General features: G+C 69.9%; 26 protein-coding genes and 1 riboswitch. Of the genes, 15 read left to right on the top strand and 11 right to left on the bottom strand.

Translation table 11 applies throughout. From position 1 onward, the window contains the following. The 7 genes from B2284_RS02345 to gcvP all read left to right on the top strand — a co-directional run. A partial coding sequence (locus B2284_RS02345) for a DUF881 domain-containing protein (protein WP_286697126.1) occupies nucleotides 1-396 on the top strand: 396 nt, incomplete at its 5' end. A gap of 46 nt (nucleotides 397-442) precedes the next feature. Continuing rightward, complete coding sequence (gene gcvH, locus B2284_RS02340; protein ID WP_006943367.1) at nucleotides 443-832, top strand: glycine cleavage system protein GcvH; 390 nt, start codon at nucleotides 443-445, stop codon at nucleotides 830-832. Between the two features lie 142 nt (nucleotides 833-974). Then, on the top strand, nucleotides 975-1,421 hold the full coding sequence (locus tag B2284_RS02335) for an FHA domain-containing protein (protein WP_040014173.1): 447 nt from the start codon (nucleotides 975-977) through the stop codon (nucleotides 1,419-1,421). 11 nt (nucleotides 1,422-1,432) lie between these two features. Beyond that, entirely contained in the window at nucleotides 1,433-2,110 is a 678-nt protein-coding gene (ftsR, locus tag B2284_RS02330) for a transcriptional regulator FtsR (protein WP_006943372.1), read from the top strand. A gap of 73 nt (nucleotides 2,111-2,183) precedes the next feature. Beyond that, nucleotides 2,184-2,657, top strand: a complete 474-nt coding sequence (locus B2284_RS02325) for a bifunctional nuclease family protein (RefSeq protein ID WP_216343017.1) — start codon at nucleotides 2,184-2,186, stop codon at nucleotides 2,655-2,657. 181 nt (nucleotides 2,658-2,838) lie between these two features. Next, nucleotides 2,839-3,462, top strand: a complete 624-nt coding sequence (locus B2284_RS02320) for a MerR family transcriptional regulator (protein ID WP_273542639.1) — start codon at nucleotides 2,839-2,841, stop codon at nucleotides 3,460-3,462. A gap of 68 nt (nucleotides 3,463-3,530) precedes the next feature. Beyond that, nucleotides 3,531-3,626, top strand: a riboswitch (glycine riboswitch). Between the two features lie 87 nt (nucleotides 3,627-3,713). After that, nucleotides 3,714-6,581 carry an aminomethyl-transferring glycine dehydrogenase gene (gcvP, locus tag B2284_RS02315; protein ID WP_286697125.1) on the top strand — a complete coding sequence of 956 codons (2,868 nt, stop codon included), beginning with the start codon at nucleotides 3,714-3,716 and terminating at the stop codon, nucleotides 6,579-6,581. A gap of 86 nt (nucleotides 6,582-6,667) precedes the next feature. Here the strand turns inward: gcvP and B2284_RS02310 are convergent, their stop codons facing one another. The 4 genes from B2284_RS02310 to B2284_RS02295 form a co-directional block, all read right to left on the bottom strand. Continuing rightward, nucleotides 6,668-7,915 (bottom strand): pyridoxal phosphate-dependent aminotransferase, encoded by a 1,248-nt coding sequence (locus B2284_RS02310; RefSeq protein WP_286697124.1) that lies wholly within the window; start codon nucleotides 7,913-7,915, stop codon nucleotides 6,668-6,670. Between the two features lie 26 nt (nucleotides 7,916-7,941). Then, nucleotides 7,942-11,538 carry an AAA family ATPase gene (locus B2284_RS02305; RefSeq protein ID WP_286697123.1) on the bottom strand — a complete coding sequence of 1,199 codons (3,597 nt, stop codon included), beginning with the start codon at nucleotides 11,536-11,538 and terminating at the stop codon, nucleotides 7,942-7,944. Beyond that, complete coding sequence (locus tag B2284_RS02300; RefSeq protein WP_115296255.1) at nucleotides 11,535-12,728, bottom strand: exonuclease SbcCD subunit D; 1,194 nt, start codon at nucleotides 12,726-12,728, stop codon at nucleotides 11,535-11,537. Before B2284_RS02300 ends, B2284_RS02305 begins: the two co-directional genes overlap by 4 nt. A gap of 110 nt (nucleotides 12,729-12,838) precedes the next feature. Further along, nucleotides 12,839-13,474 carry a histidine phosphatase family protein gene (locus tag B2284_RS02295; RefSeq protein WP_115296254.1) on the bottom strand — a complete coding sequence of 212 codons (636 nt, stop codon included), beginning with the start codon at nucleotides 13,472-13,474 and terminating at the stop codon, nucleotides 12,839-12,841. Nucleotides 13,475-13,503: 29 nt separating this feature from the next. Here B2284_RS02295 and B2284_RS02290 point away from each other — a divergent pair, with 29 nt between their 5' ends. The 5 genes from B2284_RS02290 to B2284_RS02270 all read left to right on the top strand — a co-directional run bounded on the left by B2284_RS02290 (nucleotide 13,504) and on the right by B2284_RS02270 (nucleotide 16,331). Further along, nucleotides 13,504-13,932 carry an OsmC family protein gene (locus tag B2284_RS02290; RefSeq protein WP_006944390.1) on the top strand — a complete coding sequence of 143 codons (429 nt, stop codon included), beginning with the start codon at nucleotides 13,504-13,506 and terminating at the stop codon, nucleotides 13,930-13,932. Nucleotides 13,933-14,110: 178 nt separating this feature from the next. Next, the gene (locus tag B2284_RS02285) at nucleotides 14,111-14,578 is read left to right on the top strand and encodes an SRPBCC domain-containing protein (protein ID WP_074039236.1); all 468 of its coding nucleotides are present in this window, start codon (nucleotides 14,111-14,113) and stop codon (nucleotides 14,576-14,578) included. Between the two features lie 3 nt (nucleotides 14,579-14,581). Beyond that, nucleotides 14,582-15,205 carry an L-threonylcarbamoyladenylate synthase gene (locus B2284_RS02280; RefSeq protein ID WP_074039237.1) on the top strand — a complete coding sequence of 208 codons (624 nt, stop codon included), beginning with the start codon at nucleotides 14,582-14,584 and terminating at the stop codon, nucleotides 15,203-15,205. A 95-nt stretch (nucleotides 15,206-15,300) separates the two neighbouring features. After that, the gene (locus tag B2284_RS02275) at nucleotides 15,301-15,771 is read left to right on the top strand and encodes a YbjQ family protein (RefSeq protein WP_006944389.1); all 471 of its coding nucleotides are present in this window, start codon (nucleotides 15,301-15,303) and stop codon (nucleotides 15,769-15,771) included. After that, nucleotides 15,768-16,331 carry a nucleosidase gene (locus tag B2284_RS02270; protein ID WP_286697122.1) on the top strand — a complete coding sequence of 188 codons (564 nt, stop codon included), beginning with the start codon at nucleotides 15,768-15,770 and terminating at the stop codon, nucleotides 16,329-16,331. The genes B2284_RS02275 and B2284_RS02270 overlap by 4 nt, the downstream gene beginning before the upstream one ends. 179 nt (nucleotides 16,332-16,510) lie before the next feature. On the opposite strand, the gene B2284_RS02265 is transcribed toward B2284_RS02270, so the two are convergent. Beyond that, the gene (locus B2284_RS02265; RefSeq protein WP_349676085.1) at nucleotides 16,511-17,323 is read right to left on the bottom strand and encodes a fructosamine kinase family protein; all 813 of its coding nucleotides are present in this window, start codon (nucleotides 17,321-17,323) and stop codon (nucleotides 16,511-16,513) included. Nucleotides 17,324-17,354: 31 nt separating this feature from the next. On the opposite strand from B2284_RS02265, the gene fdhD reads away from it, so the two are divergent. Beyond that, a complete protein-coding gene (gene fdhD / locus B2284_RS02260) occupies nucleotides 17,355-18,128 on the top strand; it encodes a formate dehydrogenase accessory sulfurtransferase FdhD (RefSeq protein ID WP_131942016.1) in 774 nt (257 codons plus the stop codon). Nucleotides 18,129-18,169: 41 nt separating this feature from the next. Here the strand turns inward: fdhD and B2284_RS02255 are convergent, their stop codons facing one another. The 3 genes from B2284_RS02255 to B2284_RS02245 form a co-directional block, all read right to left on the bottom strand. Beyond that, nucleotides 18,170-18,352, bottom strand: coding sequence for an EamA family transporter (locus B2284_RS02255; RefSeq protein ID WP_286697121.1), 183 nt, complete (start codon nucleotides 18,350-18,352; stop codon nucleotides 18,170-18,172). A gap of 466 nt (nucleotides 18,353-18,818) precedes the next feature. Next, nucleotides 18,819-19,046, bottom strand: coding sequence for a hypothetical protein (locus B2284_RS02250; RefSeq protein ID WP_136788277.1), 228 nt, complete (start codon nucleotides 19,044-19,046; stop codon nucleotides 18,819-18,821). Between the two features lie 36 nt (nucleotides 19,047-19,082). Beyond that, nucleotides 19,083-20,474, bottom strand: coding sequence for a cystathionine beta-synthase (locus tag B2284_RS02245; protein WP_074039241.1), 1,392 nt, complete (start codon nucleotides 20,472-20,474; stop codon nucleotides 19,083-19,085). Between the two features lie 155 nt (nucleotides 20,475-20,629). Between B2284_RS02245 and B2284_RS02240 the strand changes: the two genes are divergently transcribed. After that, nucleotides 20,630-21,949, top strand: coding sequence for a trypsin-like peptidase domain-containing protein (locus B2284_RS02240; protein WP_286697120.1), 1,320 nt, complete (start codon nucleotides 20,630-20,632; stop codon nucleotides 21,947-21,949). A 23-nt stretch (nucleotides 21,950-21,972) separates the two neighbouring features. On the opposite strand, the gene B2284_RS02235 is transcribed toward B2284_RS02240, so the two are convergent. The 3 genes from B2284_RS02235 to B2284_RS02225 form a co-directional block, all read right to left on the bottom strand. Further along, nucleotides 21,973-23,082, bottom strand: a complete 1,110-nt coding sequence (locus B2284_RS02235) for a malate/lactate/ureidoglycolate dehydrogenase (RefSeq protein WP_038568042.1) — start codon at nucleotides 23,080-23,082, stop codon at nucleotides 21,973-21,975. 76 nt (nucleotides 23,083-23,158) lie between these two features. Further along, nucleotides 23,159-23,566: a hypothetical protein gene (locus B2284_RS02230; RefSeq protein ID WP_038568045.1), complete on the bottom strand. Its 408-nt coding sequence runs from the start codon at nucleotides 23,564-23,566 to the stop codon at nucleotides 23,159-23,161. 168 nt (nucleotides 23,567-23,734) lie between these two features. Continuing rightward, nucleotides 23,735-25,198 (bottom strand): amino acid permease, encoded by a 1,464-nt coding sequence (locus B2284_RS02225; RefSeq protein ID WP_074045350.1) that lies wholly within the window; start codon nucleotides 25,196-25,198, stop codon nucleotides 23,735-23,737. A 211-nt stretch (nucleotides 25,199-25,409) separates the two neighbouring features. Here B2284_RS02225 and B2284_RS02220 point away from each other — a divergent pair, with 211 nt between their 5' ends. Next, entirely contained in the window at nucleotides 25,410-25,829 is a 420-nt protein-coding gene (locus B2284_RS02220) for an organic hydroperoxide resistance protein (protein ID WP_040014430.1), read from the top strand. Nucleotides 25,830-25,935 lie beyond the last annotated feature (106 nt).

Genomic DNA, 25,935 nt, shown 5'->3' with positions numbered 1-25,935 from the left:
CAGAAGCGACTCGACCAGATGCGCATCCTCAACGGCAGCGTCGCCGTCAGCGGCCCCGGCATCACGATCAGCGTCGACGGCGGTGAGAAGGTGACGTCCGCGAACGTGCTCGACGCCGTGCAGGAACTGCGGGACGCGGGCGCCGAGTCGATCGACGTCGGCGGTCACCGCGTCATCGCCTCGACGTGGTTCTCGGACGTCGACGGATCGGCCGGCGTGCAGGGCGACAAGCTGCCCTCGACGTTCACGATCACGGCCATCGGCGATCCGCACACGATGAGCACCGCAATGGCCATTCCGGGTGGTGTGACGGATACGCTGACACAAGCAGGCGCCCGGGTTAAGGTCACCGAGGGCGCCACGAACAAGATCACCTCGATCGCCGGGGCGAAGTGAACCCCACCGTGTTCGCCGACACCACGACGACCAACCAAGGAGAGTCATGAGCGATCTTCAGTACCCCGCCGACCTGCGCTACACCGAGGACCACGAGTGGGTGGCCGACAAGGGCGAGGGCACAGTGCGCGTCGGCATCACGTCGTACGCCCAGGACGCTCTCGGTGACGTCGTCTACGTCAGCCTGCCGGCCGTCGGCGACACTGTCACCGCCGGTGAGTCGTGCGGCGAGGTCGAGTCGACGAAGTCGGTCAGCGACCTGTACTCCCCGCTCGACGGCGAGATCGTCGCCGTCAACGACACGCTGGACGCCGAGCCGGGCACGGTCAACACCGACCCGTACGAGTCGGGTTGGATGTTCGAGATCCGCGTCTCCGACGCCTCCGCCGTCGAGGCCCTCATGGACGTCGAGGCCTACCGCGCCTCGCTCGACTGAGCTCCTCGAGGACCAGACCACCCGGCGATTGCACGACGATCGCCGGGTGACGGTATTCTGACCAACAATTCCGAGCCCTCCAGCCCTTCGCGGCTGAGGCGAGATCCACGAACGGCGTCGTCGCGGCGCGGGGGTGCACACCATGGTTGACGAGCAGAACACCTACGTCGGTGACGCCACGACGATCGGCGTCCCTGGCTCGCACGAGGCCGCTGCGACCTTGTCGACGGAGGCGCCGCGCAGCCTGTCGCCCGCCGACCAGGCCATGGTCGAGGCGTTGCGCCCGAACACCGCCCTGCTCATCGCCCTCAGCGGGCCCAACGCCGGGGCGCGCTTCCTGCTCGACGCCGCCGAGGTCAGCGCCGGGCGTCACCCGAAGAGCGACATCTTCCTCGACGACATCACCGTCTCGCGACGTCACGCGATCTTCGTGCGTGACGAGGATGGCTACAGCGTGCAGGACATCGGCTCGCTCAACGGCACGTACGTCGCGCGTCAGCTCGTCGACCAGGCGAAGCTGCGCACCGGTGACGAGGTCATGATCGGCAAGTACCGTCTCACCTACTACGCGGCCCCGACGAAGGCCTGAGGGCTTCACGCATGGCGCACGGTCTCACGATCAGCGGTGTTCTCGACGAACTGCGCGAGGAGTTTCCCGACCTCACCGTCTCCAAGGTCCGTTTCCTCGACGCGCAGGGGCTCGTTTCGCCGAAGCGCTCCGATTCGGGCTACCGCCGCTACTCACACGAGGACATCGACCGCCTCCGCTTCGTGCTGCGCGCGCAGCGTGACCGCTTCTGGCCGCTCAAGGTCATCCGTGACGCCCTCGACGCCTACGATCGCGGTCTCACCCCGGACGAGGACGTCATGGCGACTGCCGTGCCCGCCGTCCCCGCTCAACACGTCGACGAAGACGTCCCGAGCGAGGAACAGCTCACGGCCGCGCCCCGCGAGAACCTGTCGCTGACGCGCGACGAACTGGCCCGTGGGGCTCAGGCGAGCACCTCGCTCATCGACGACCTCGTGACCTTCGGCCTCATCCGCGCTGATTCCGGTGGTCACTTCGACGCCGACGCACTCGCCGTCGCGACAGCTGCTGCCGGGCTCGCTGAGTTCGGTGTGCAGGCCCGTCACCTGCGTCCGTTCCGCCTCGCCGCCGACCGTGAGGTCGGTCTCGTGGAGCAGGTGCCGCTGCGTGACACGACGCAACGCGTGACGATCGCTCAGCGCGCTCTCGCGCTGCACATCGCGCTCGTCAAGGCCGGCCTGCGTCACTGACGGTGCTCGCCACGCCCCGAGCGCGAGCGACCGGCACGCGCCGATGCGGCGTCGACGGAGTAGCGTGGTCGTCGTGAAACGCGCTGAGATCGCCGGAATCCGCATGGACGTCCCCACCGCAAGCCCCGTGCTGCTGCTGCGGATCGAATCGGGCCCCATCCACGTCCCATTGTGGATCGGTTCGTCCGAGGCCTCCATCATCGCCCTGTACGCCGAGGGCGTCGAAGCGCCCCGCCCGCTGACGCACGATCTGCTCCTCGACGTCGCCGCCGCCTCCGGTCGCGCCCTCGACCACGTCGAGATCTCGCGTCTCGTCGACGACGTCTTCGAGGCGAGCCTCGTCTTCGACGACGGCGGCCGCGTCGATGCGCGCGCGAGTGATGCCGTGGCCCTCGCCGTGCGCGCCCAGACGCCGATCCTCGTCGACGACGCCGTCGTCACCGCCGCTGGGCTCGAGGTGGCCGACGAGCAGGAGGAAGAGGTCGAGAAATTCCGCGAATTCCTCGACCAGGTGAGCGCCGACGACTTCGAGGAACCGGGCGAATGAGTTAACCCTCAACTTAACGTTGAGCTGTAGCGCAGGGGTGGAACTCACCGTCGACTCGAACGTGAATGTTCGTGATCAGACCGTGATGGCGCGTCATGACGGGAAATCTTTCCGGCGTGTCGCGTGTCGAATCGTTGCCCGGCGCGACCCGCGCCCGTACCGTTGAGGGAGTCAAGAGGGCGTGCTGCACGTGCTCACGTCTTTGTTCTTCCAGGAGGTCGCCGTGGTCAGCACCGGCAAGGCGCACGAATCGCAGAAGCAGGTTCATGCGCCGCTCGATGCGGATGTCAGCCGTACCGCAGCGCTCGACGACGCTACGCTCGGCTACCGCGGCCCCGCCGCCTGCCGCGCGGCGGGCGTCACCTACCGTCAGCTCGACTACTGGGCCCGCACGGGTCTGCTCGAGCCGTCGGTGCGCAACGTCAGCGGCTCCGGCCACCAGCGTCTGTACTCGTTCCGCGACGTCCTCGTCCTCAAGGTCATCAAGCGCCTGCTCGACGCGGGTGTCTCCTTGCAGCAGATCCGGGTCGCCGTCGCGGCGCTACGCGACCACGGCGTGCGCGAGCTGGCGGGCATCACGCTGATGTCCGATGGCGCGTCCGTGTACGAGTGCACGAGCGACGACCAGGTCATCGACTTGCTGCGCGGCGGCCAGGGTGTGTTCGGCATCGCGCTCGGTTCGGTCTGGCGCGAGGTCGAGGGCACCCTCGCCGAACTGCCGAGCGAGCGCCCCGACGCCACCGAGATGGCCGAGCACCCCGGCGACGAGTTGCGCCGCCGTCGCGTCGCGAAGAAGGCCGGCTGACCCGCCTCTTTTCGTCCGTTCGAGTACCCGATACCCGCGAGGGGTGTCGGGTACTGTGGTGTTCGCTGTCGAACCTGGCGGGAGAGACCTGTTGCCGCGAGCACGGGCGCCGAAGGGGCAAGCCTCCCCGCAACCTCTCAGGCGAAGTGGACCGTCCAGGTGAAGCAACTCTGGAGCGCGTGCGTGTGACAGAGGGGGAGTAGCCAGCCAAACGGCTGGCCGTCACCCACGACGTGTCACGGGAGTCCTCCATGACCAGCGAATCGCTCGCCCCCTTCGTCGCCCGCCACATCGGCCCCGGCGACGACGATCTCGACCACATGCTCGAAACGATCGGTGCGAGCTCGCTCGACGATCTCATCGCGCGTGCGGTGCCGCAGACGATCGCGCAGCAGCGCCCCCTCGCCCTCGATGCCGCGCCGTCGGAGGCCGCCGTCCTCGCCGAGCTGCGGGAGAGGGCGTCGCGCAACGCGGTGCTCACCTCGATGATCGGCCTCGGCTACTACGGCACGCACACCCCGGGTGTCATCAAGCGCAACATCCTCGAGAACCCGGCCTGGTACACCGCTTACACGCCGTACCAGCCGGAGATCAGCCAGGGCCGCCTCGAGGCGCTGCTCAACTTCCAGACCGTCGTCACCGACCTCACAGGGCTCGCGACGGCCGGTTCGTCGTTGCTCGACGAGGCGACCGCCGTCGCCGAGGCGATGACGCTGATGCGCCGCGTCAGCAAGGCGCCCAAGGATGCGGTGCTCCTGGTCGACGCGAAGGTCATGCCGCAGAGCATCGCCGTGACACAGACCCGCGCGACGCCGCTCGGGCTCGACGTCATCGTCGCCGACCTGCGCGGTGTCGACTCGACCGAGGCCCTCGTCGAGGCGGCCGGTGGTCGCAGCGTGTTCGGCGTCGTCGTCCAGTACCCGGCGGCGGACGGTCAGATCGTCGCGTGGAAGAAGCTCGCCGACGCCGCGCACGAGCACGGCGCCCTCATCACCGCCGCGACGGACCTGCTCGCGCTGACGCTGCTCGCCTCGCCCGGTTCGTGGGGAGCCGACGTCGCCGTCGGCAGCTCGCAGCGCTTCGGAGTCCCGATGGGTTTCGGTGGCCCGCACGCCGGATTCATGGCCGTCCGCTCCGGCCTGGAGCGCAACATGCCGGGCCGCCTCGTCGGCGTCTCGGTGGACGCGGACGGCAACCAGGCGTACCGCCTCGCGCTGCAGACGCGTGAGCAGCACATCCGCCGCGAAAAGGCGACGTCGAACATCTGCACCGCCCAGGTGTTGCTCGCCGTCATGGCGTCGATGTACGCCGTTTACCACGGCCCTCAGGGGCTGAAGGCGATCGCCGAGCGTGTCCACGAGACCGCTCGCCGCCTCGCGACGGCGCTGCCGAAGGCCGGCCTCGAGGTCGAGCACGACACGTTCTTCGACACCCTCGCGGTGCGCGCCGAGGGTCGCGCCCAGTCGCTCGTCGACTCGGCCCTCGAGCACGGCGTCAACGTGTGGAAGGCCGATGACGACACCGTCTACGTCAGCGTCGACGAGACGACGAGCGAGGACGAGCTCGACGCGCTCGGCGCCGCATGGGGCTTCCGCGCCCGTGAGGCGGCGGAGAACACGGCGTGGCCGAAGGAGATCGAGCGCACGGAGGCATACCTCACGCACCCGGTTTTCAACAGCCACCACAGCGAGACCGCGATGCTGCGCTACCTGCGTCGCCTCGCCGACCGCGACTACGCGCTCGATCGCGGCATGATCCCACTCGGTTCGTGCACGATGAAGCTCAACGCCACGACCGAGATGGAAGCGGTGACGTGGCCCGAGTTCGCTCACCTGCACCCGTTCGCGCCCGCCAACCAGAACGAGGGCATCCGCGAGCTCATCGCCGACCTCGAGGGCTGGCTGTGCGAGATCACCGGCTACGACGACATCTCGTTGCAGCCGAACGCCGGCTCGCAGGGTGAGTTCGCCGGCTTGCTCGCTATCCACGCCTACCACGAGGCGAACGGTGAGGGGCACCGCAACATCTGCCTCATCCCCGCCTCGGCGCACGGCACGAACGCGGCGTCGGCCGTCATGGCGGGCCTCAAGGTCGTCGTCGTCAAGACGGCCGCCTCGGGTGAGGTCGACCTCGACGACTTCAAGGCCAAGCTCAAGGAGCACGGCGAGAACCTCGCGGCCATCATGATCACCTACCCCTCGACGCACGGTGTGTTCGAGGACACGATCACCGAGATCTGCAGCCTCGTCCACGAGGCCGGTGGCCAGGTGTACGTCGACGGCGCCAACCTCAACGCGATGGTGGGGCTCGCTCAGCCGGGCAAGTTCGGCGGCGACGTGTCGCACCTCAACCTGCACAAGACGTTCTGCATCCCGCACGGCGGCGGTGGCCCCGGCGTCGGCCCGGTCGCGGTGCGTGAGCACCTCGCGCCGCACCTGCCGAACCACCCGCTGTTCGCGGAGGCCGGTCCCGCCACGGGCGTCGGCCCGATCTCGGCGGCGCCGTTCGGCTCGGCGAGCATCCTGCCGATCTCGTGGGCGTACGTGCGTCTCATGGGCGGCGAGGGGCTGACGAAGGCGACGCAGATGGCCGTCGTCAACGCCAACTACGTCGCGAAGCGTCTGCGCGAGGCCTACCCGGTGCTCTACGCGGGTTCCGACGGTCTCGTCGCGCACGAGTGCATCCTCGACCTGCGTCCGCTGACGAAGGAGTCGGGCATCACCGTCGACGATGTCGCCAAGCGCCTCATCGACTACGGCTTCCACGCCCCGACGATGAGCTTCCCCGTCGCGGGCACGCTCATGGTCGAGCCGACTGAGTCGGAGTCGCTCGAGGAGCTCGACCGCTTCGTCGACGCGATGCTCGCCATCCGCGCCGAGATCCAGGACGTCATCGAGGGCAAGGTCGCCGCCGACGAGTCGGCCCTGCGTCACGCGCCGCACACCGCGGAGTCGTTGACGAGCGACTGGGAGCACCCGTACGAGCGTCGCGACGCCGTCTACCCGGGCTCGACCGACCCGCGCAGCAAGTACTGGGCGCCCGTTCGCCGCATCGACGGTGCGTACGGCGACCGCAACCTCATCTGCTCCTGCCCGGCGCCCGAGGCTTACGAAGGCTGATGAGGAGCTGATGCGCCGCTGCTGACAGCGCCGCGACGAACGGCCGCTCACCCTCGGGGTGAGCGGCCGTTCGTCGTCTGCTGCCGTCAGGCGCGTTCGGGCACGAGGTCGCCGGTGCGGTGGCGGTAGTCCTCGAGGAAGTCGGCGATGCGTCCGATGGCCTCTTCGAGCACGTCGACGTCGGGCAGCGTGACGAGTCGGAAGTGGTCGGGGGCGACCCAGTTGAAGCCCGTGCCGTGCGTGACGAGGATCTTCTTGGCCCGCAGGAGGTCGATGACGAAGTCCTGGTCGTTGTCGATCGGGTAGATCTCGGGGTCGAGGCGCGGGAAGGTGTAGAGCGAGCCCATCGGCTTGACGCAGCTGACGCCGGGGATCTCGTTGAGCATTCGCCAGGCCAGCATCGATTGTTCGTAGAAGCGGCCGTCGGGCCCGATGAGCTCGTTGATCGACTGGTAGCCGCCGAGCGCGGTCTGGATGGCGTGCTGCGCGGGCACGTTGGCGCACATGCGCATGTTGGCGAGCAGCGTCAGACCCTCGAGGAAGTCCTCGGCGAGGTGCTTCGGCCCGGAGATCATGACCCAGCCGGCGCGGTAACCGCACACGCGGTAGGCCTTGGACAGGCCGCTGAAGGTGAGGCACAGGACGTCGTCGCCCGCGAACGTCGCGGCGTGGTGGTGCACAGCGTCCTCGAACAGGATCTTCTCGTAGATCTCGTCGGCCATGACGACGAGGTCGTGGCGGCGCGCGATGTCGACGAGGCCGCGCACGACATCCTCGGAGTAGACGGCGCCCGTGGGGTTGTTCGGATTGATGATGACGATGGCGTGGGTGTTCTCGGTGATCTTCGACTCGATGTCCGCCAGATCCGGGTTCCAGCCGTTCTCCTCGTCGCACAGGTAGTGCACGGGCGTACCGCCGGTGAGGGAGACCGCACCGGTCCACAGCGGATAGTCGGGGGCGGGCACGAGGATCTCGTTGCCGTCGTCGACGAACGCCTGCAGCACCATCGTGATGAGCTCGGAGACGCCGTTGCCGATGTAGACGTCCTCGACCTGCGTGTCCTTGAGGCCGCGGCTCTGGTAGTACTGCGCGACGGCCGTGCGCGCCGAATAGATGCCGCGGCTGTCGCTGTAGCCCTGCGCGTGGTGCAGGTGGTGCTTCATGTCCGCGAGGATCGCCTCCGGCGCCTCGAATCCGAACGGCGCCGTGTTGCCGATGTTGAGCTTCAGGATCTTGTGACCCTCGGCCTCGAGCCGCTGCGCCTCCTCCAGGATCGGGCCACGCACGTCGTAGCGGACGTTCTGGAGCTTGTTCGACTGTCGGATCGCACGCATGAGCACAGGTTTTCACACCGCGTCGCTCAGGGCGTGGTAGACACGGCATTCGGGACGGCGGCGTGCCCCGGCGCGGACGTCGTCCGCACGCTCGAGCCCTCGGAGGTCTTGACGACCTCGACGTGCGTGGGGATGCGGGCGCGCAGTTCGGTGACGTGGCTGACGACGCCGACGAGCCGTCCGCCCTCTCGCAGCGAGTCAAGCACTTCCATGACCTGCTCGAGCGTGTCCTGATCGAGGCTGCCGAACCCCTCGTCGACGAACAGCGTGTGCAGTTCCAGGCCGCCTGAGTCGGCGCGCACGGCATCGCCGAGGCCGAGTGCGAGGGCGAGGGAGGCCATGAACGCCTCGCCGCCTGAGAGCGTGGCGGTGTCGCGTGAGCGCCCCGTCCACGCGTCGACGACGAGCAGCCCGAGGCCGCTGCGCTGGTTGCCCTTGGCTCGTTCGTCGGTGTAGCGCAGCTGGTAGCGCCCGTCCGTCATCGTCGCCAGACGTTCGTTGGCCATCTGCGTGACCGTCTCGAGGTGCGCCGCGAGCACGTAGCTCGTCAGCCGCATGCGGCGGGTGTTCTCGCCGGTGCCGGTGAAGCTCGCAGCGAGTTCGGCCGTCTCCGCGGCGCGCTCGGCCATCGGCAGATAGGTGCGGACGGCGTCGGCCACCTGGTGGCGCACCGAGTCGAGCACGGCCTGAGTCTGCTGCCACTTGACGGCGACCGTCGTGGCCTCTTGGGCCCGGCGGGTCAGCACCTCGGCACGCTGGGTGAGCCGCGCCGGATCGGCGGCCGGGGTGAAGGCTGCGATGCGCACCTGCTCGTCCTCGAGGCTCGTCTGTGCCGCGGCGACCCGGCGGACGGCGTCGTTCCAGGTGGCGTCGAGGCGGGCGCGCTCGTCCTCGGGCAGGGCCAGTGCGCGCGCCTGTTCGATCGTGTCGTGTCCGGCGACGGCGAGTTCGTCCGCCACGGCCTGGGCGGCACTGCTGGCGGCCTGCTCCGCGTGCTGAGCGTCGCGCTGGGCGCGCTCGACGTCATCGATGAGGCGTCGACGCTCGGTGACGGCCGCCAGCGCCGCCGCGACGAGCGACGGCTCGAGCGGTGCGGGGGAGCCGGGCTGGTCTTTCGCCACCTCGGCGCGCGCGCCGAGCCCGTCGGCGACTGCCTCCATGCGTTGCGCCGGCATCAGCGACCCCGGCGGCGTCGAGCCCGCCGCCGGGCTCGACGGCTGCTGCGACTGGTACGAACCCGTCCCGGAGGCCGCGCTGCGCGGCGGCCAATCGACGCCGAGAGCGGCCAGGGTGGCCGACGGGACCGCCTGCAGCGCAGTGGTGAGGACGCCGAGCGCGTGCTCCGTGGCAGTTCGAGCCTCACCAACGGCGCTCTGCGCTCCCACGCAACGCTCCTCGGCCGCGCTCAGCGCGGAAAGTGCCTTCGTGTGGGCGGCTTCTGCGCTCGAGAGCGCCGCGCGTGCTTGGGTTGCTTCGGCAGACAGTGCAGCGGCCGTCGTCGTGAGGTCGGTGAGCGCGCGCGTGACGGCGTCGGCCAAAGCCTCGCCGGCCCGCGCGTCTTCGGCCGGTGCATCGTCGTTCCGCTCATCGTCGGCTTGGGCGCCATCGTCAAGCGAAGCATCGTGGTTCTGTACGTCGCCGGCCGGCGTGCCGTTGTCGCCCAGAACGTCGGCCGCCAGGACGACGTCCTTTCGTGCGTCGTCATCATCATCGGTGCTGAGCCACGTCCTCAGCGCGTCGGCATGGCCCAGGCGGCGCGCGGTGGTCTCGACGTGGTCGAGGTGACGTAGCTGCGCCGGGTCATCGTGCGCGCGTGCCGTCGACAGATCGTCGGCGAGCGCCTCGACCGCGACGCGCAGTTCGTCGTGATGCGCGGTCACGGCCTCGTCGAGGTGCCTCAGGCGTTCACGGGCCGCGCTCGCGGAGGCGCCGGCGCGCAGCCGGGCCGCGTCGGCCTCGCCGGCCCGCTGCTCGGCCTGCTCGATCTGCTCCGCGCCGGGAGCGTCATCGGCGGGGCTCGCCGGGCTCGGGTGCGTGGCTGAACCGCACACGGGGCACGGTTCGTCAGGTGCGAGAGCTGCACCCAGTTCGCCCGCGATGCCGGCCAGACGCGCCTCGCGCAGCCGCAGCACTTCGCGCTCCGCCGCCGCGTGGGCGCGTACGGCTTCGGTCTCGCGTGCCTCGGCCTTCGCGAGGGCGTGGGCCAGCTCAGGGCGACGCGCCGCCTCACGGCGCAGTCGCGCCAGGGCAGCCTGCGCATCTGACGGGTCAGGCAGCGTCGCCACGAGTGTCGCGACCTGGTCGTGCTGCTGGCCGGCGCGCGTCACGGCGCCTTCGGCCCGCGTGGTCGCTGCCTGGGCCTCGGCGAGACGCGCCTCTGCGTCATGCAGCTGCGCCACTGCACGAACCTCGCGCGTCTGCGCCGATGCCACATCGCGTGCGCTCGACTCGGCGTGACGCAGCGCGTCACTCACCGCCTCGAACCAGCCGTCGGTGAGCTCGGGGGAGGGCCAGCCACTCTCGGGCACGTGCACGCCCCGTTCGCGCAGCGCCGTCTCGGCCCGCGTGACGGCCTCCACCGCGCGTTCGGCATCCGCAGCCGCGGTGCCGGCGCGCGCGTGCAGCCTCAGCGCCCCGGCCACAGACGCCGCGTCGTCGAGGGTGCGGCGCACCGAAGCCAGCCGGTCGGCGGGCCATTCGGCGATGACGTCCGCCGCCTCCTGGGCGCGTGCGCGCAGCAGGGTGCGGGCGGCTTCGTCGTCGGCGGCACGGCTCGCACGTCGCGCGCGCATCTCACTGGTGCGCGCCGCGTGCTCGAGAGCGTCGCGGCGTTCGGTGACCTCACGGACGACGGCGCGCAGACGCTCGGGTAGCTCGGGTACGCCCGCGCTGACGGCGTCGGCGCTCGGCGCATCGACGCTGACGTCGAACGGCGCCTCGAGGGGCTCGTCGAGGCGGGCGAGCGCGTCGTCGATGATCGTCAGGTGGCTGCGGATGCGTTCGAGTGACGTGTCGCGCTCGCGGGCACGCTGATTCTTCGCCTCCGTGAACCACGTCTCGACGGCGTCGAACCGGCTGACGTCGAAGAGGCGTTCGAGCAGGATGCGACGATCTTCCGGCTTGGCGCGCAGGAATTGAGCGAACTCGCCCTGTGGCAGCAGCACCACCTGCGCGAACTGCTCGAGTCGCATGCCCAGGGTGTCGCTCATCATGTCCGCGGCCTCGTCGATGCGCTGCGAGACGAGATGCCATGCGTTGTCGCGCCATTGGCTGAGAAGCACCGACGCCTGACGCGTCGTCGTGCCCGTGCCGCGGCGTTTGGGCGCCTCCCACTGGGGGGTGCGCTGCACGCGCCAGCGGGTGCGTCCGACGCTGAACTCGAGCTCGACGCGCGGCTCGGCGAACGGTTCGGCGTGGTGGCTGCGCAGGCTCTGACGCAGCGACTTGCGGGCGCCGGGCACGTCGCCGAACAGCGCGAACGCGATGGCGTCGAGCAGCGAGCTCTTGCCGGAGCCGGTGGGACCGTTGATGAGCAGGATGCCCTGATCGAGGGCGTCGAAGTCGATGTGCTCGCGCCCGGGGAAGGGCCCGAACGCCTCGAGGGTGAGCGAGTGCAATCTCATCGCAGGGCCTCCAGGTCGAACATCGAGCCGTCGTCGCGCATGGTCTCGGCGTCGTGGCGGTTCGCCGCGGCGACGGCGTGGCCGATGGCGGTGCGTTCGGTCGCGTTGGGACCGCGTCCCCCGCGCACGTGGGCGAGGAAGTCGCAGCACAGCTCGACGTCGTCGCGCCCGGCGAGGCGCTCGGCGTACGTGAGCGGCGCATCATCCTTGCGGGCCGATTCGAAGGAGAGCCGCAGGGTGTGCGGGAAGCGGGCTCGCAGCCGATCCATCGCCGCGGCCGGCCGAATCTCGTCGGTCAGCGTCACCTGGCACCAAGCCGCCTCGGCGTGGGCGAGTGCGGGCTCGGCGAGCAGGTGGTCGAGTTCGCCGACGAGCGTCGCGAGCGGGCGGTGCACGGGCGCCTCGATGAATTCCCCACGCGCGGCACCACGTGTGACGTCGATGAGCCACGTGCCCTTCGTGTGGCCTGCCTCGCTGAACGACATCGCGACGGGGCTGCCGCTGTAGCGCACGTGCTCTTCGAGCGTCTGCGGGCCGTGCAGGTGCCCGAGCGCGGCGTAGTCGAAGCCTGACACGACGGACGTGGGTACCTGGCCGAGGCCGCCGACGCTGATGTCGCGCTCTGAGTCGCTCGTCGTCGCCCCGGCGAAGTACGCGTGCGCCATCGCGACGACGGGCGCGCCGTTGTAAGGCACCTGGGCTCGCGAGCGCGCGACCGCCTCGCTCAGCACCGCCCGATGCGTTCCCTCATCGAGGCCGAACACGCCCGCAGCTACCGACGGTTCGAGGTAGGGCAGCGCGACGACGTGACCGGCGATCTCGTCGCTGCCGCGCCGCGGCACCGCCACCGGCCGGGTGATGCCCTCATAGGCGGCGCGGATGTGCAGACCCGCATGCTCCATGATGCGCGAGCCGAAGTTGAGCCGGGACGCCGAGTCGTGGTTGCCGGAGGTGACGACGACGCGAGCGCCGGTGTCGAGCAACCGCCACAGGGCGTCGTCGAGCAGTTCGACGGTGCGCGGGTTGGGCAGCGCCCGGTCGTACACGTCTCCGGCGACGAGGACGGCGTCGACCTGCTCGTCGCGCGCGAGGTCGACGAGATGGTCGAAGTAGGCGGAGTGAGCCTCACCGAGGCCCTCGCCGTGGAACGAGCGGCCCAGGTGCCAGTCGGACGTGTGCAGGATGCGCATGTCTCACACGCTAGAGGTGAGCGCCGACAATCGCGGAATCCCGCGGAAGAAGCAGCCTGAATCGACGTCACACAGCTCGTGCGACCAGGGCACAGAACGCAGGTACGACCTCAGACCGACGGCAGGTGCGTCGTGTTCCACGAGGCGATCGTCGGGATTCCGTGGTGCGTGTCGAGGGCGCACACGGCGCCGGCGTCGAGCTGCAGCGACGCCGCGAAGCGCGGCTGCTGACGCAGGTACGCGGCGGCGAGGATGCGCAGCAGGTGCCCGTGGGCGACGAGGATGACGTCGCCCTGCTCCAGCAGCGGATGCACCCGTGCGAGCACGTGCGAGGCGCGCGCGGCGACGTCCTCGACCGTCTCACCCGGGGTCTCGCCAGGGATGACGCCGTCGGCGAAGATCTCCCAGTCGTACCCGACCTCCTCACGGATCTGCGGCGTCGACTTGCCCTCGTAGCCGCCGTAGTCCCACTCGCGCAGGTCGTCGTCGATCTCGAGGTTCTGCAGCCCGATGAGTTCGGCCGTGCGCCGCGCGCGCAGCAGCGGGGAGACGAACTCCGCGACGAAGTGGTGTCCGGCGAGCGCCTGCCCGGCCGCCCGCGCGACGGCCTCCCCGGCGGGCAGCAACGGCAGATCCGTGGTGCCGGTGTGGCGCCCGTCACGTGACCACTGCGTCTCGCCGTGGCGCACGAGCACGAGGCGTCCGGAGTCGGGGCGGGGGGCGTTGGGGCTGGCTGCGTCGGGCACGCCTGGCAGCCTAGTGGCACGATGGGCGTATGAGCGCCAACGACCCCCACCGCAGCGTCAGCATCTCCCGCACGAGCGCTGGACGCTTCGTCGCGACGAACGCGCGCGGCGGCACCCTCGAGTTCGGCTCGGGTGACGACACCGACTTCACGCCCGTCGAGCTGTTGCTCACCGCGATCGCCGGGTGCAGTGCCATCGACGTCGACATCTTCACCACGCGCCGCAGCGAGCCGACGCAGTTCGACGTCGTCGCCGAGGGCGACAAGGTGCGCGACGAGCAGGGCAACCACATGGGCCCGATCGACGTGACGTTCACCGTCCGTTTTCCCGAGGGCGACGCCGGCGACGCCGCGCGCAAGGTCTACCCGGAGACGGTCGAGTTGTCCCACGAGAAGCTGTGCACCGTCAGCCGCACGGTCGTGCTGCCCACCGAGGTGAGGATGCACGTCGCCGAATGACGGCCGCGGTGGCGGCGGCGCCCTGACGCTGTCCCCGGACCCGCTGCCCGGACGCGTTCTTGCCGCGCGTCGTCCCACGAATCGGACCCTGCGGATCGGGTGGGTGCGAATCCCCATCCGACCTCGTCGCCCGTGCCATAGTGTGCGGGCTGCTGTCGAGAGCCAGGGAGATGCGTCGGTGGACAAGATCACGCTCACCCATGACGTCCCGGTGCCGCCGGCGGCCGCGTTCTACCTGTTCGTCGGCGAGATCAGCAAGTGGTGGCCGCCGCTGCAGACTCCTGACCCCGCGCGTCATGCGGGCGTCGTCATCGAGGCCCGTCCGGGCGGGACCGTCAGCTTCCGAATCGGCGGCGAGGATCGCGCGTGGGGCGAGGTCGTCAGCGTCGACCTGCGCTCGTCGATCGTCTTCGACTGCTGGCGCCGCGGCGAGCATCGTCATCCGAGCCGCGTCAGCGTCCGGTTCAGCGACAGCGAATGGGGCACCCGCGTCACCTTCGAGCACGACGGTTGGGACGACGACAACGCAGGCGCGCGCGCCCGGTACGGCGACTGGCCGCTCATCCTCGCCGAGTTCGTCGCCCACACCCGCCGTCACGCGCGGGGGATCAGGGTGGCGGCGCGTGATCCGCGCGGCGTAGCCTGAGGCATGGCGCTCTTCCTCGACATCCACCCCCAGAACCCGCAGCCGCGCACCGTTCGTCAGGTCGTCGACGCTCTGCGTGACGGCGCGCTCATCGCCTACCCGACGTCGTCAGGTTTCGCTCTCGGTTGCGCGCTCGGCAACGCCGAGGGCAAGGAGCGCATGGTGCGCATCCGGCACCTCGACGCCAAGCACGACTTCACGCTCGTGTGCGAGGACTTCGCACAACTCGGTCAGCTCGTACAGCTCAACAACGCCGCGTTTCGGGCGATCAAGGCCTCGACGCCGGGGCCGTACACGTTCATCCTGCCGGCGACGGCGGAGGTGCCGCGCAAGCTCGTGCACCCGAAGAAGAAGACGGTCGGGGTGCGTCTCGACGACCATCCGATCGCGCGTGCCATCGTCGCGGAGTTGGGCGAGCCGCTGCTGTCGACGTCGCTCATTCTGCCCGACCAGGACGAGCCGTTCACCTACGGCTGGGCCGTCAAGGACGCACTCGACCACGAGGTCGACATCGTCATCGATGCCGATGAGGTCGAGCCGCGCCCGACGAGCGTCATCGACTACACGGACGCGGCGCCGACCGTGGTGCGCGTCGGTGCCGGCGACGTCGCGCGCTTCGAGGGCTGACGCCGCGTAGCCGCGCGAAGGCGCCTGGAACAAGGGTCGGAGAAGGCGCGGCGATGCACCCCCGCGGACGGTGCGTGCCGCCTAGACTCGACGTCATGATCATCGTGACGACGAACGACGTGACCGGTCACCGCATCGAGGCGACGATGGGTGAGTGCTTCGGCCTGACGGTGCGCTCGCGCCACATCGGCTCCAACATCGGCGCCGGGCTCAAGGCCATGGCCGGTGGTGAGCTCAAGGGCATCACCGAACTGCTCGTCGAGTGCCGCCGTGAAGCGTTGTCCCGCCTGGCCGCCGAGGCGCAGGCGCGCGGCGCGAACGCCGTCGTGGCATTCCGCTTCGAGACGAACGAGTTCGCACAGACCGGCATCGAGGTGTGCGCCTACGGCACGGCCGTCTATATCGCACCTGACGGCCAGCAGGGCGGGCAGCAGGCGCACCAGGGTCAGCAGGGCGGGGCGCAGCAGTGGAATGCGCCGGCGTCGCAGAGCATGGGCCAGCAGTTCGCGGGCGGCTCGGGCGAGCCCTCGCAGCAGTGGCAGGGCAACGCTGACGCACAGCGGTGACGACGCTCGTCGTCGCCGCGGCGGCCAGCGAGACGCGCTATCTTCCCGCTGACGTCGACGTGGTCCTGACCGGCCTGGGCAAGACCGCGGCGGCAATCGCAACGACGCGGGCACTCGCGGAGCGTACGCCGCAGGAACGGGCGGGGCTGCAGGTCGTCAACCTCGGCTCATGTGGAGCCCTGCGCCCCGGCATGCGCGGCGTCTTCGAGCCGGGCGTCGTGCTCAACCACGACATCAGTGCCGACGCGATCCGCGCCCTCGGCCACGACGTGCGCGAGCGCCTCGGCGTCGGGGCAGGCGACCCAGAGCTCGTCCTGGCCACGGGTGACCTGTTCGTCAGCGACGCACAGGTGCGGGATGCTCTTGCCGAGCGCGCGTCGCTCGTCGACATGGAGGGCTACGCCGTCGTCGCGGCCTGCCAGGCGTTCGACGTGCCCGTGCGCGTCGTCAAGCACGTCTCGGACGACGCCGACGCCTCCGCGTTCGACTGGGCGACGCTCGTCGACACCTCGGCGCGCGACCTCGCGGCCTGGTTCACCGCCAACGTCTCGTCCACCTGACGCGCCGCTGGGCGAACGCACGCGCCGCGGGATGTGGCAGCGCTGGCTCCGCGGCTCGCGAGCGGCATCAGCATACGGTCGGGCGTCGCGTCGCAAGCCGTCAGGAGCGGGGCAACGCCACGGTCAGACGCTGTGCCATGGACCGTGAGGTCCGCGACTGAGCGCACGCCTCCAAGGCTTCACACGCCCAACAGCCGGGCCGACGCGTCGAGGGCCTGCGAGACGGGCTCGGCGTAGCCTGCGCCGAACAGGTGCAGGTGGACGAGCCAGCCGAACAGTTGATGCAGCGGCAGCTGCTCGCGCCAGTCGTCGGGCAGGTGGGCGGCCTCGGCGTAGGAATCGAGAATCGCCTCGAGCCCGGGGGCGCCGAACATCGTCAGCATCGCGAGGTCCGCGAGCGGGTGGTGCCCGCACGCCGCGGGGTCGATGACGACGGCGCCGCCGCGCGTCCACAGGACGTTGCCGCTCCACAGGTCGCCGTGTACGCGGGCGGGCCGCACGAACTCACCCGAGGCGCCCCAGGTGTCGACGGCCCCCGATTCGACGGCGCCGCAGACGCGCTGCGCGAGGTCAGCGTCGCGTCCCGCCAGCCGCGTGCGTTCCAGCACCGGTCGCAGCCGGGCCTGCGTGTAGAACGCCCCGAACGTCGCCGATTCGACATGGGGGAGCGTGAGCGGCTGATCGAGCGGACCGAAGAAGTACGTCGACGCGCCGGGCGGCAGCGCACCGAACGTGGGGGCACCCGCCGCATGCGTCGCCGCCAGAGCAGCACCGAACCGGGCCGCGGCCGCGTCGACGCCGTCGCTCGGGCGAGCCTCGTCTAGGCGCTCCAACGTCACCGACGTGGCGTCCTGGTCGAGCACCTCGACGACGTCGACGCCCCCATCGGCGCTCGCTGCGGCGAGCCACCGCAACCCCGCAGCCTCCGTGGCGAAGAAGCCGGACGGCGCGCCGGCTCGCTGCTTCACGTACGTGTTCTCGCGTCCGTTCATGCGATGAGAGTACGCTCGCGAGGTGCCGCAGATGACCACGCGCCGCCCCGTCCACCGCATCAACGCCGGGGGCATGAGCCGTCGCCCCGACGACCTCGTCGTCGAGGCGCCCCTCGAACTGCACCTCGACGACACGACCCTGGCTGTCCTCATGCGCACGCCCGGGCACGACACCGAACTCGCCGCCGGGTGGCTGCTCGTCGAGTCGGGAACGAGCGCGCCGGAGCACATCCGTCAGCTGCGCGGATGCTGGAAGAACGAGACCGACGCCATCGAGATCACCCTCGCCGCCGGCGTCGAACCACCGCGTCCGCGCTCGTTCGTCACCGGCGCGGCATGCGGCGTGTGCAGCGCCGACCAGCTGACGCTCGGACCCGCCATCGCGACGTGCGAAAAGGTGTTGAGCGCCGACGTCGCTCGCGAACTGCCCGACGCTCTGCGCCGCGGCCAGCGTGCCTTCGAACGCACCGGGGGGCTGCACGCGGCAGCCCTCGCGACGTACGACGGGGTGCTGGGGCCGGTGCGTGAGGATGTCGGGCGTCACAACGCCGTCGACAAGGTGCTCGGTCGCGCCCTCATGGAGGGTGAGCTGCCCGCGACGGATCGGCTGCTCGTCGTGTCCGGCCGGGTGTCTTTCGAGATCGTCCAGAAGGCCGTCGCGGCGGGCGTCAGCGGCATCGTCGCGGTATCGGCGCCGAGCTCGATGGCCGTCGATCTGTGCGAGGAATACGGACTCGTGCTCGTCGGCATGATGCGCCGCGACCACTTCAACATCTACGCCGGCGCCGACCGCGTCAGCGCCTGACGGACGAGCCCTCGACGGCGCCGCGTCCTCTCGCGATCAGCTCAGCGGGACGTCAGCCGCTTCAATCGTCTTTGGCTCACGACGATGCCAAGTACGACGAGCACGGCGCCGATCGGTTCGCTCCACGTCATGTGCTCCCCGAGGAAGATGACACCGAAGACGACGCCGACGACGGGCGTGAGGTAGGTGACGCTCGACGCGTTCGTCGCGCCCCAGGCACTCACGACATTCGTGTTCCACACGAACGCCATGCCCGTGCCAGGTGCGCCCAACGAGCATGCTCAGCACGACGCGCCAGCTGAGGTGCACCTCGCCGCGGCCCACGAACGGCGTGAGCACGAGCGCGCTGAGCGAGACCTGGAAGCACGCGACGGCGAGCGCCGGCAGCCCACGCGGAGCGATCTGCTTGCGCAGGTAGGTGAAGCCGAGGCCGTAGCACGCGGTCGCGGCGAGGCATGCGAGCTGACCCGTCGCGCTCGAACCGCCGAGTGAGTGCCACGGCGACAGGATGGTGAGCACGCCGACGAAGCCGAGGACGAGGCCGATGGCGCGATCACGCGTCAGCCGTTCCTCCGGCAGCGCCGCGACGGCGACGATCATCGTCATGAGCGGCGCCGTCACGTCTTAGATGCTCGCCAGGATGGAGGAGGCGTGCTGCTCGGCCCACGCGAAGAGTAGAAACGGCACGACTCACAACAGCATCGTGACGACGAGCAGGTGGCCTCGCACCGCACGATCCCGCGGGAGCGGTTGGCGCCGCACCGCACAGATCGCGAGCAGCGCGAGCGCGCCGCTCGCCATGCGGGCGAGCACCTGCACAACGGACAGCCACCTCGAGGCCGACCTTCGTGACCAGGAAGCTCGAACCCACATGAGCGCCAGCAACACGAACTGCGCCCCGACCGGCATGCGATTCACGGCGGGACTCCTGCGTCCTGACGCCAGGGTCCGGCGTCAGTTCGCGAGCGCCTCGAGCAGGTCGAAGCGGGTGAGGACGCCGATGGGGCGGCCGCCGTCGACGACGAGGACGGCGCCCTCGTCATGCAGCGCCTCGCGCGCCGCCGACACCGGTTCGCCGCGGCCGATGAGCGGCAGGCCCTCGCCGAGGTGGTCGGCGATGGCGTCGCTGAGCTGCGCGTCCCCGGCGAACAACAGGTCCATGAGCGTGCGCTCGCTGACGGCGCCGCGCACCTCGCCGAGCATGACGGGCGGCTCGGCGGCGACGACGGGGAGCTGGCTGACGCCGTACTCGCGCATGATGTCGATCGCGTCGCGGATCGTCTCCTGCGGGTGGGTGTGGACGAGGTCGGGCAGGTCGCCGGACTTGGCCTGCAGCACGTCGCCGACGGTGCGCTCGCCCTCGCCGGTGATGAAGCCGTAGGAGTTCATCCACGCGTCGTCGAAGATCTTCGACATGTAGCCGCGCCCGGAGTCGGGCAGCAGAACGACGACGACGGCGTCCTCGGGCAGGTCCTTCGCCACGCGTAGCGCGGCGACGACGGCCATGCCGCTCGAACCGCCGACGAGCAGGCCCTCCTTCTCGGCGAGCTGACGCGTCATGGCGAACGCCTCGGCGTCGTTGACGGCGATGACGTCGTCCGGCACCGACGGGTCGTAGGCGCCGGGCCACATGTCCTCACCGACGCCCTCGACGAGGTAGGGACGCCCGGTGCCGCCCGAGTAGATCGAGCCCTCCGGGTCGGCGCCGATGATGCGCACGGGCCCACCGTCGGCCTCGGGGCGCTCGGCGCTGACCTCCTTGAGGTAGCGGCCGGTGCCCGAGATGGTGCCGCCCGTGCCGGCGCCCGCGACGAAGTGCGTGACGCGCCCGTCGGTGTCGCGCCAGATCTCCGGGCCGGTCGTCTCGTAGTGCGACTGCGGGCCGTGCTGGTTGAAGAACTGGTTCGGCTTCCACGCCCCGGGTGTCTCCTGCGTGATGCGGTCGGAGACCGAGTAGTACGAGTCGGGGTGGTCGGGCGCGACGGACGTCGGCGTGACGACGACCTGGGCGCCGTAGGCGCGCAGCACGTCCATCTTGTCCTTGGCGACCTTGTCGGGGCAGACGAAGATGCAGCGGTAACCCTTGCGCTGCGCGACGAGCGCGAGACCGACGCCGGTGTTGCCCGAGGTCGGCTCGACGATGGTGCCGCCGGGCTTCAGCTCGCCGGAGGCCTCGGCCGCCTCGATCATCTTGAGGGCGATGCGGTCCTTGACCGAGCCGCCGGGGTTGAAGTACTCGACCTTCGCGAGGACGGTCGCGCGCACGCCCGCCTCACGCGCGACGGTGCCCAGCTTGACCAGAGGGGTGTTTCCGACCAGATCGACGACGCTCTCCGCATAGTTCATGGCTGGATCATTTCATGCCGTGCCGGTAGGGGCGTGGCGAGAATTCTCCGAAGCTCAACGCCACCTGGACATGACCTGTCGTTCTACTGTGTGACTTGCGGTGTGACAACGCCGTGTCGACGCGGGTGCGCCCGCCTCATCACCAGGAGATCCCCATGGCCGTTCGCACCCGCATCCCGTTGGTCGCGCTCAGCGCCGTCGTCGGCGCAGCCACCCTCGCCTCGGCTCCCGCATCGAGCGCCGCGACGCGGTTCGCCACGTACGACGCGATCGTCGCGCTCGACAACTGCTCGGGTTCGCTCGTGCGCTTCCCCGGCGCTGCCGACACCGACAAGGCCCTCGTCCTGACGAACGGGCACTGCATCGGCACGATGCCGGAGCCGTCGACGTTCGTCTACGACAAGGCCGTGACACGTTCGGCGACCGTGCTCGGCGGCAGCGACGCGCACACCGTGACGAAGCTGACACTCGATCGCCTCCAGTACGCGACGATGACGGGCACCGATGTCGCCGTGTACCGCAGCACGTCGACGTACGCGCAGCTCGCGGCGAAGAACGTCACCGCTCGCCCGCTCGCGGCCACGCACCCGAGCGACGAGACGAGCATCGACATTCCGTCGGGCTACTGGAAGCAGCACTACGGCTGCGCGATCAACGGTTTCGTGTACCGGTTGAAGGAGGGCGGCTACACGATGAACGACTCGATCCGCTACTCGACGTGCCAGACGCCTCACGGCAGCTCCGGCTCGCCGATCGTCGATGCGACGAGCGGCACCGTCATCGGCATCAACAACACCGGCAACGACGACGGCAAGCGCTGCACACTCGACAATCCGTGCGAGGTCGACGCGGCGGGCAACGTCAGCGTCCACCAGGGCCAGAGCTACGGTCAGCAGACGTACCCGCTCACCGCGTGCTTCACCGCCGGGCGCATCGACCTCGGGCTCAAGGGCTGCACCCTGTTCGGCGCGACGCCCGCGCAGCCGCCGACCGACCCGACGCCGACTCCTACACCGGACACGAATCTTCTCGTCAACGGTGACTTCGAATCCGGCACCCGCGGCTGGGGCGGCACGACGGGCGCCATCACGACCGATGTGACGTACGCCGCGCACGGCGGCGCGGCGAAGGCGTGGCTGGGCGGCAACGGCCGACGCGTCAGCGAATCGCTCAGCCAGAGCGTCACGATCCCCGCGAACGCGAAGACCCCGACGCTGACGTACTGGAGCCGTGTCGTGACGGCCGAGACCGGCTCGCGCGCCTACGACACGTTCAGTCTTGACGTCGTCGACGGCACCTCGACGAAGCGTGTGGCGTCAGCCTCGAACCTCGATGCGAGCAGCGACTACGTGCGTCACACCGTCGATCTGTCGGCGTACAAGGGCCGCAGCGTCACGCTGCGTTTCAGTGAGAGCGAGGACGCCGACCTCGCGACGAGCTTCCTCGTCGACGACGTCAGCGTGACGGCGGGCTGACGCGCTCAGGAGCTCTGACGCATTCAGGCGGCGGCGCAGGCGTTCCAGGCGGCGAGGGTGGTGTCGTCGTCGGGGACGCCTGCGGCGCGCGCCGCGTCGGCGATGCCGCGCCACGTCGTCTCGTCGACAGGCAGACCGTCGCGGGTGCGGGTGGCGCGCGTGGCGCGTTCGACCTCGCCGGGCAGCAGCGGCCCATGCTCGGCGCCGGCGGGCGCGGGGGAGGCCTTGACCCATTCGAGGAAAGCATCGGCCGCGCCGGAGTCGAGTGAGCCGAGTGCGTTCGGGTCGATGAGGATGCTCGTCATCGAGTTGTAGATCGACGTCGCATCGTGCGCCGTCTCCTCACGCGTCGTCAGCCCGCCTGTGAGGGCGCCGCCGAGCAGTTCGCACATGATGGCCAGGCCCCCGCCCTTGTGCAGACCCATGGCACGCAGCGCGCCGTGCGGTTCGTCGAACAGCACCGACGGGTCGTCCGTCGGGCGCCCCTCGTGGTCGATGAGGCTGCCCTCGGGTGCCTCGACGCCCTTGTTGTGCGCGACACGCGCCTTGCCGTACGCGATGGCGCTCGTCGCGAAGTCGAGCAGGATGGTCGGTTCACCGACACGCGGGAAGGCGACGCAGAACGGGTTCGTGCTGAAACGGGCGTCGCTGCCGCCGAACGGCGCGACCATGAGGCTGCCGCCGACGTTGACGAAGTGGATGCTGATGAGCCCCGCCGCCGCGCACTGCTCGGCCCAGTGACCGATGCGGCCGACGTGGTGGGAGTTGCGCAGGCCCACGAGCGCGAGACCGTACTCGCGGGCCCGTTCGATGCCGACCGCCATCGCGTCGAACGCCATCGCCTGACCGAAGCCGTGCACGCCGTCGACGACGAGGACGGCGCCCGCGTCCGTCACCGTCTCCAGTTCGGCGTTGACGACGAGCCCACCCGCGGCGGCCGAGCCGACGTACGTCGGGATCATGCCGACACCGTGCGAGTCGTGCCCCGCGAGGTTGGCGGCGACGAGGTGGTCGGCGACGAGGCGCGCCTCGCGTTCGTCGCTGCCGAGCGCGTCACAGACGGTGCGGACGAGGTCGTGCGCCACGGCGGGCGGGACGATGCGTGTGGTCACGGCGGCAGGATTGGACGTCATGTCTCCAGCGTAGGCGTCCGCGAATCGGGCCCGGGCGGCGCCCGCGCCGATCCGGTGCCGACGAACGACGCACGTCTCAGGCCGCGCTCGACCACAACCGCACGGGTGTGATGCCGCCGGGTGTGCGCACGAGCACGGGCCACGCGAGGTGCTCGCCGAGCTCACGGGTCAGGGCGTCGGCCCAGCCCTCCTCGAACGGTGACGCGCCGGTCGTGCCCGATCGTTCGAGGCACAGTGCCGCGCCGCTGGGGACGCGATCATCGTCGACGAGGTGACGCACGAGCTCGCCGAGGCTGTCGATCGAGCGGGCATCCGGGGTGAGGCTGAGGCCCTCGATCTGCGTGAGGGCCGGCAGCGGGCGGGCGCTCGGGTCGAGGAACATCAGCCACAGGTTGCGCCCGCGCAGCGGGGCGGTCTCGAGCAGCGTCGTCCACGTCGCGACGAGCTCGGTGAGGTCGGTGATGGGTTCGTGCGCAGCAGTCATGGCTCCACCCTGACGCCTGGCTTCGCGGCGCCGCGTTCGTCATCCACAGCCGTCACACCTGGGGATGAGCCGATTGCGACTGCACGAGACTCACAGCCGCGTGTCGACATGACGACGGGGTGACGTCCGCCTGAGCGGACGACACCCCGTCGTCGTGGGCGAGCCGGGTCAGCTACGACGCGTGACCTCGGCGTTCTCCCGCTCCACCTTCGCGGCGTGCTCGGCACGCAGCTGCTCGTGCGCCGGGCGACGACGCACGATGAGGAAGTACGCGGCGAGCAGGATGACGAACCACAGCGGCGTCCACAGCAACGCCTGACGGGTGTCGTCCTTGATCCACAGCGTCCACAGCACGAAGACGAAGAACGCCATCGTCGCGTAGCACATGACGACGCCACCGGGCATCTTGAAGGTGCTCGCCTCGTGCAGGTGCGGGCGGCGACGGCGGTAGACGACGTAGCTGATGAGGATGATCGTCCACACGAACATGAAGCAGATCGCGGAGACCGTCGTGATCTTGTCGAACGCGTCGGCGACGCTGCCGCTCGCGCCGAGCAGCGGCAGGCCGATGAGCAGCAGCAACCCGCACGACAAGGCGAGGGAAGCCACCGGCACGCGGTTGCGTGACAGGCGCGAGAACACACGCGGCGCGTCGTTCTCTTCGGCGAGGCCGTAGACCATGCGTGAGGTCGAGTAGATGCCCGAGTTCGCGGAGGAGGCGGCCGACGTCATGACCACGAAGTTGACGACACCCGCGGCCGCGGCGAGACCGGCGAGGGCGAACATCTTGACGAACGGCGACTCGCCGGCCTTGAACTCCGTCCACGGACGCACCGACATGAGGATGACGAGCGCGCCGACGTAGAACAACAGCATGCGGATCGGCACCGAGTTGACGGCGCGCGGCAGGTTCTTCTCCGGGTCCTTCGTCTCAGCAGCGGCGGTGCCGACGAGCTCGACGCCGACGAACGCGAACACGGCGATCTGGAAGCCCGCGGCGAAGCCCATGAACCCCATGGGGAAGATGCCGCCGTGCGACCACAGGTTCGAGAACGACGACTTCTGCCCGCCGTGCGAGCTGCCTGTGAAGATCATGTAGAGGCCGACGACGATGAGCGTGATGATCGCGAGGACCTTGATGAGCGCGAACCAGAACTCGAGCTCGCCGAACGCCTTGACGCTCGGCAGGTTGAGCAGGAACAGCAGCGCGACGAGCCCGACGGCGGGGATCCACGACGGGGTGTCGGGCCACCAGTACTGGATGTACTTGGCGATGGCGGTCGTGTCGGCGATCGCCGTCGCGATCCAGCAGAACCAGTACGTCCAGCCGACGAAGTAGGAGGCCCACGGGCCGAGGATGTCGCCCGCGAAGTCGGCGAACGACTTGTAGTTGAGGTTGCTCAGCAGCAACTCACCCATGGCGCGCAGCACGAAGTACAGGAAGAACCCGATGATCGCGTACACGAGGATGACGGACGGGCCGGCGACGCTGATCGTCTTGCCCGAGCCCATGAACAGGCCCGTGCCGATCGTTCCGCCGATGGCGATGAGCTGGAGGTGGCGGTTGGAGAGCCCCCGGGAGAGGTGCTCGCCGGCCGGTTCGTCATGAACCGGCGCTGCGGGTGTCGACATGCGCTGCCTTCCTGATCGTGGTCACGCGTCGAGGGGAGCTTATGAGCAAGATGTTTCATCGGTGTGACGTGACACACGCCTTTCGCATCAAGGTTGCATAACGCTGCGTTGGGGTGGATGCCGTCGTCGATCCGTGACGGTAGCGCTCATGGCAGCACCGACGGCGGCGCCGTCATGGAATGGCCGGCGGGCCCGCGTGGTTGCACCGAGCATGGAACCTATCTACACCGCAGAAGCACTCGCCACCGGCGCCGGCCGCAACGGCCACGTCCACTCCAGCGACGGTCGCGTCGACCTCGACCTCGCCGTCCCGCAGGCCATGGGCGGTTCGGGTGACGGCGCGAACCCCGAGCAGCTCTTCGCCGCCGGATACGCCGCGTGCTTCCACTCGGCCCTGCAGATGGTGGCCCGCGGCGCGGGCGCCGACCTGGGGGAGTCGAGCGTCGGCGCGCGCGTCTCCATCGGCAAGGCCGGGGAGGGCTTCGGCCTGGCCGTCGAACTCGAGGTCGTCATACCCGACCTGCCGCATGACGAGGCGCAGGCGCTCGCCGACAAGGCGCACCAGGTGTGCCCCTACTCCAACGCGACGCGCGGCAACATCGACGTCACCGTCACCGTCAGCGAGGACTGAGGCGCCGCGACCGAGAGCGGTTCGCGCGGGCGCCGCGCTGGCTGAACCGGCCGCGCGACGGCGCGTCGCCGCGGCAGCGTGACTGACATGACGAGCGGGTCCCCAC

The sequence above is a fragment of the Dermacoccus sp. UBA1591 genome (assembly GCF_002322065.1).
GTDB classification, from domain to species: domain Bacteria; phylum Actinomycetota; class Actinomycetes; order Actinomycetales; family Dermatophilaceae; genus Dermacoccus; species Dermacoccus nishinomiyaensis.
The sequence above is the reverse complement of the archived record's forward strand: the minus strand, read 5'-3'. Positions and strand labels throughout refer to the sequence as shown.

Coding starts and splice junctions, on each gene's coding strand:
- B2284_RS02265 (WP_349676085.1), bottom strand. CDS start 17,323: ATGAACGGACGCGAGAACACGTACGTGAAGCAGCGAGCCGGCGCGCCG.
- fdhD (WP_131942016.1), top strand. CDS start 17,355: ATGACCACGCGCCGCCCCGTCCACCGCATCAACGCCGGGGGCATGAGC.
- B2284_RS02280 (WP_074039237.1), top strand. CDS start 14,582: ATGGCGCTCTTCCTCGACATCCACCCCCAGAACCCGCAGCCGCGCACC.
- B2284_RS02310 (WP_286697124.1), bottom strand. CDS start 7,915: ATGCGTGCGATCCGACAGTCGAACAAGCTCCAGAACGTCCGCTACGAC.
- gcvH (WP_006943367.1), top strand. CDS start 443: ATGAGCGATCTTCAGTACCCCGCCGACCTGCGCTACACCGAGGACCAC.
- gcvP (WP_286697125.1), top strand. CDS start 3,714: ATGACCAGCGAATCGCTCGCCCCCTTCGTCGCCCGCCACATCGGCCCC.
- B2284_RS02300 (WP_115296255.1), bottom strand. CDS start 12,728: ATGCGCATCCTGCACACGTCCGACTGGCACCTGGGCCGCTCGTTCCAC.
- B2284_RS02225 (WP_074045350.1), bottom strand. CDS start 25,198: ATGTCGACACCCGCAGCGCCGGTTCATGACGAACCGGCCGGCGAGCAC.
- B2284_RS02275 (WP_006944389.1), top strand. CDS start 15,301: ATGATCATCGTGACGACGAACGACGTGACCGGTCACCGCATCGAGGCG.
- B2284_RS02245 (WP_074039241.1), bottom strand. CDS start 20,474: ATGAACTATGCGGAGAGCGTCGTCGATCTGGTCGGAAACACCCCTCTG.
- B2284_RS02240 (WP_286697120.1), top strand. CDS start 20,630: ATGGCCGTTCGCACCCGCATCCCGTTGGTCGCGCTCAGCGCCGTCGTC.
- ftsR (WP_006943372.1), top strand. CDS start 1,433: ATGGCGCACGGTCTCACGATCAGCGGTGTTCTCGACGAACTGCGCGAG.
- B2284_RS02290 (WP_006944390.1), top strand. CDS start 13,504: ATGAGCGCCAACGACCCCCACCGCAGCGTCAGCATCTCCCGCACGAGC.
- B2284_RS02235 (WP_038568042.1), bottom strand. CDS start 23,082: ATGACGTCCAATCCTGCCGCCGTGACCACACGCATCGTCCCGCCCGCC.
- B2284_RS02335 (WP_040014173.1), top strand. CDS start 975: ATGGTTGACGAGCAGAACACCTACGTCGGTGACGCCACGACGATCGGC.
- B2284_RS02305 (WP_286697123.1), bottom strand. CDS start 11,538: ATGAGATTGCACTCGCTCACCCTCGAGGCGTTCGGGCCCTTCCCCGGG.
- B2284_RS02230 (WP_038568045.1), bottom strand. CDS start 23,566: ATGACTGCTGCGCACGAACCCATCACCGACCTCACCGAGCTCGTCGCG.
- B2284_RS02220 (WP_040014430.1), top strand. CDS start 25,410: ATGGAACCTATCTACACCGCAGAAGCACTCGCCACCGGCGCCGGCCGC.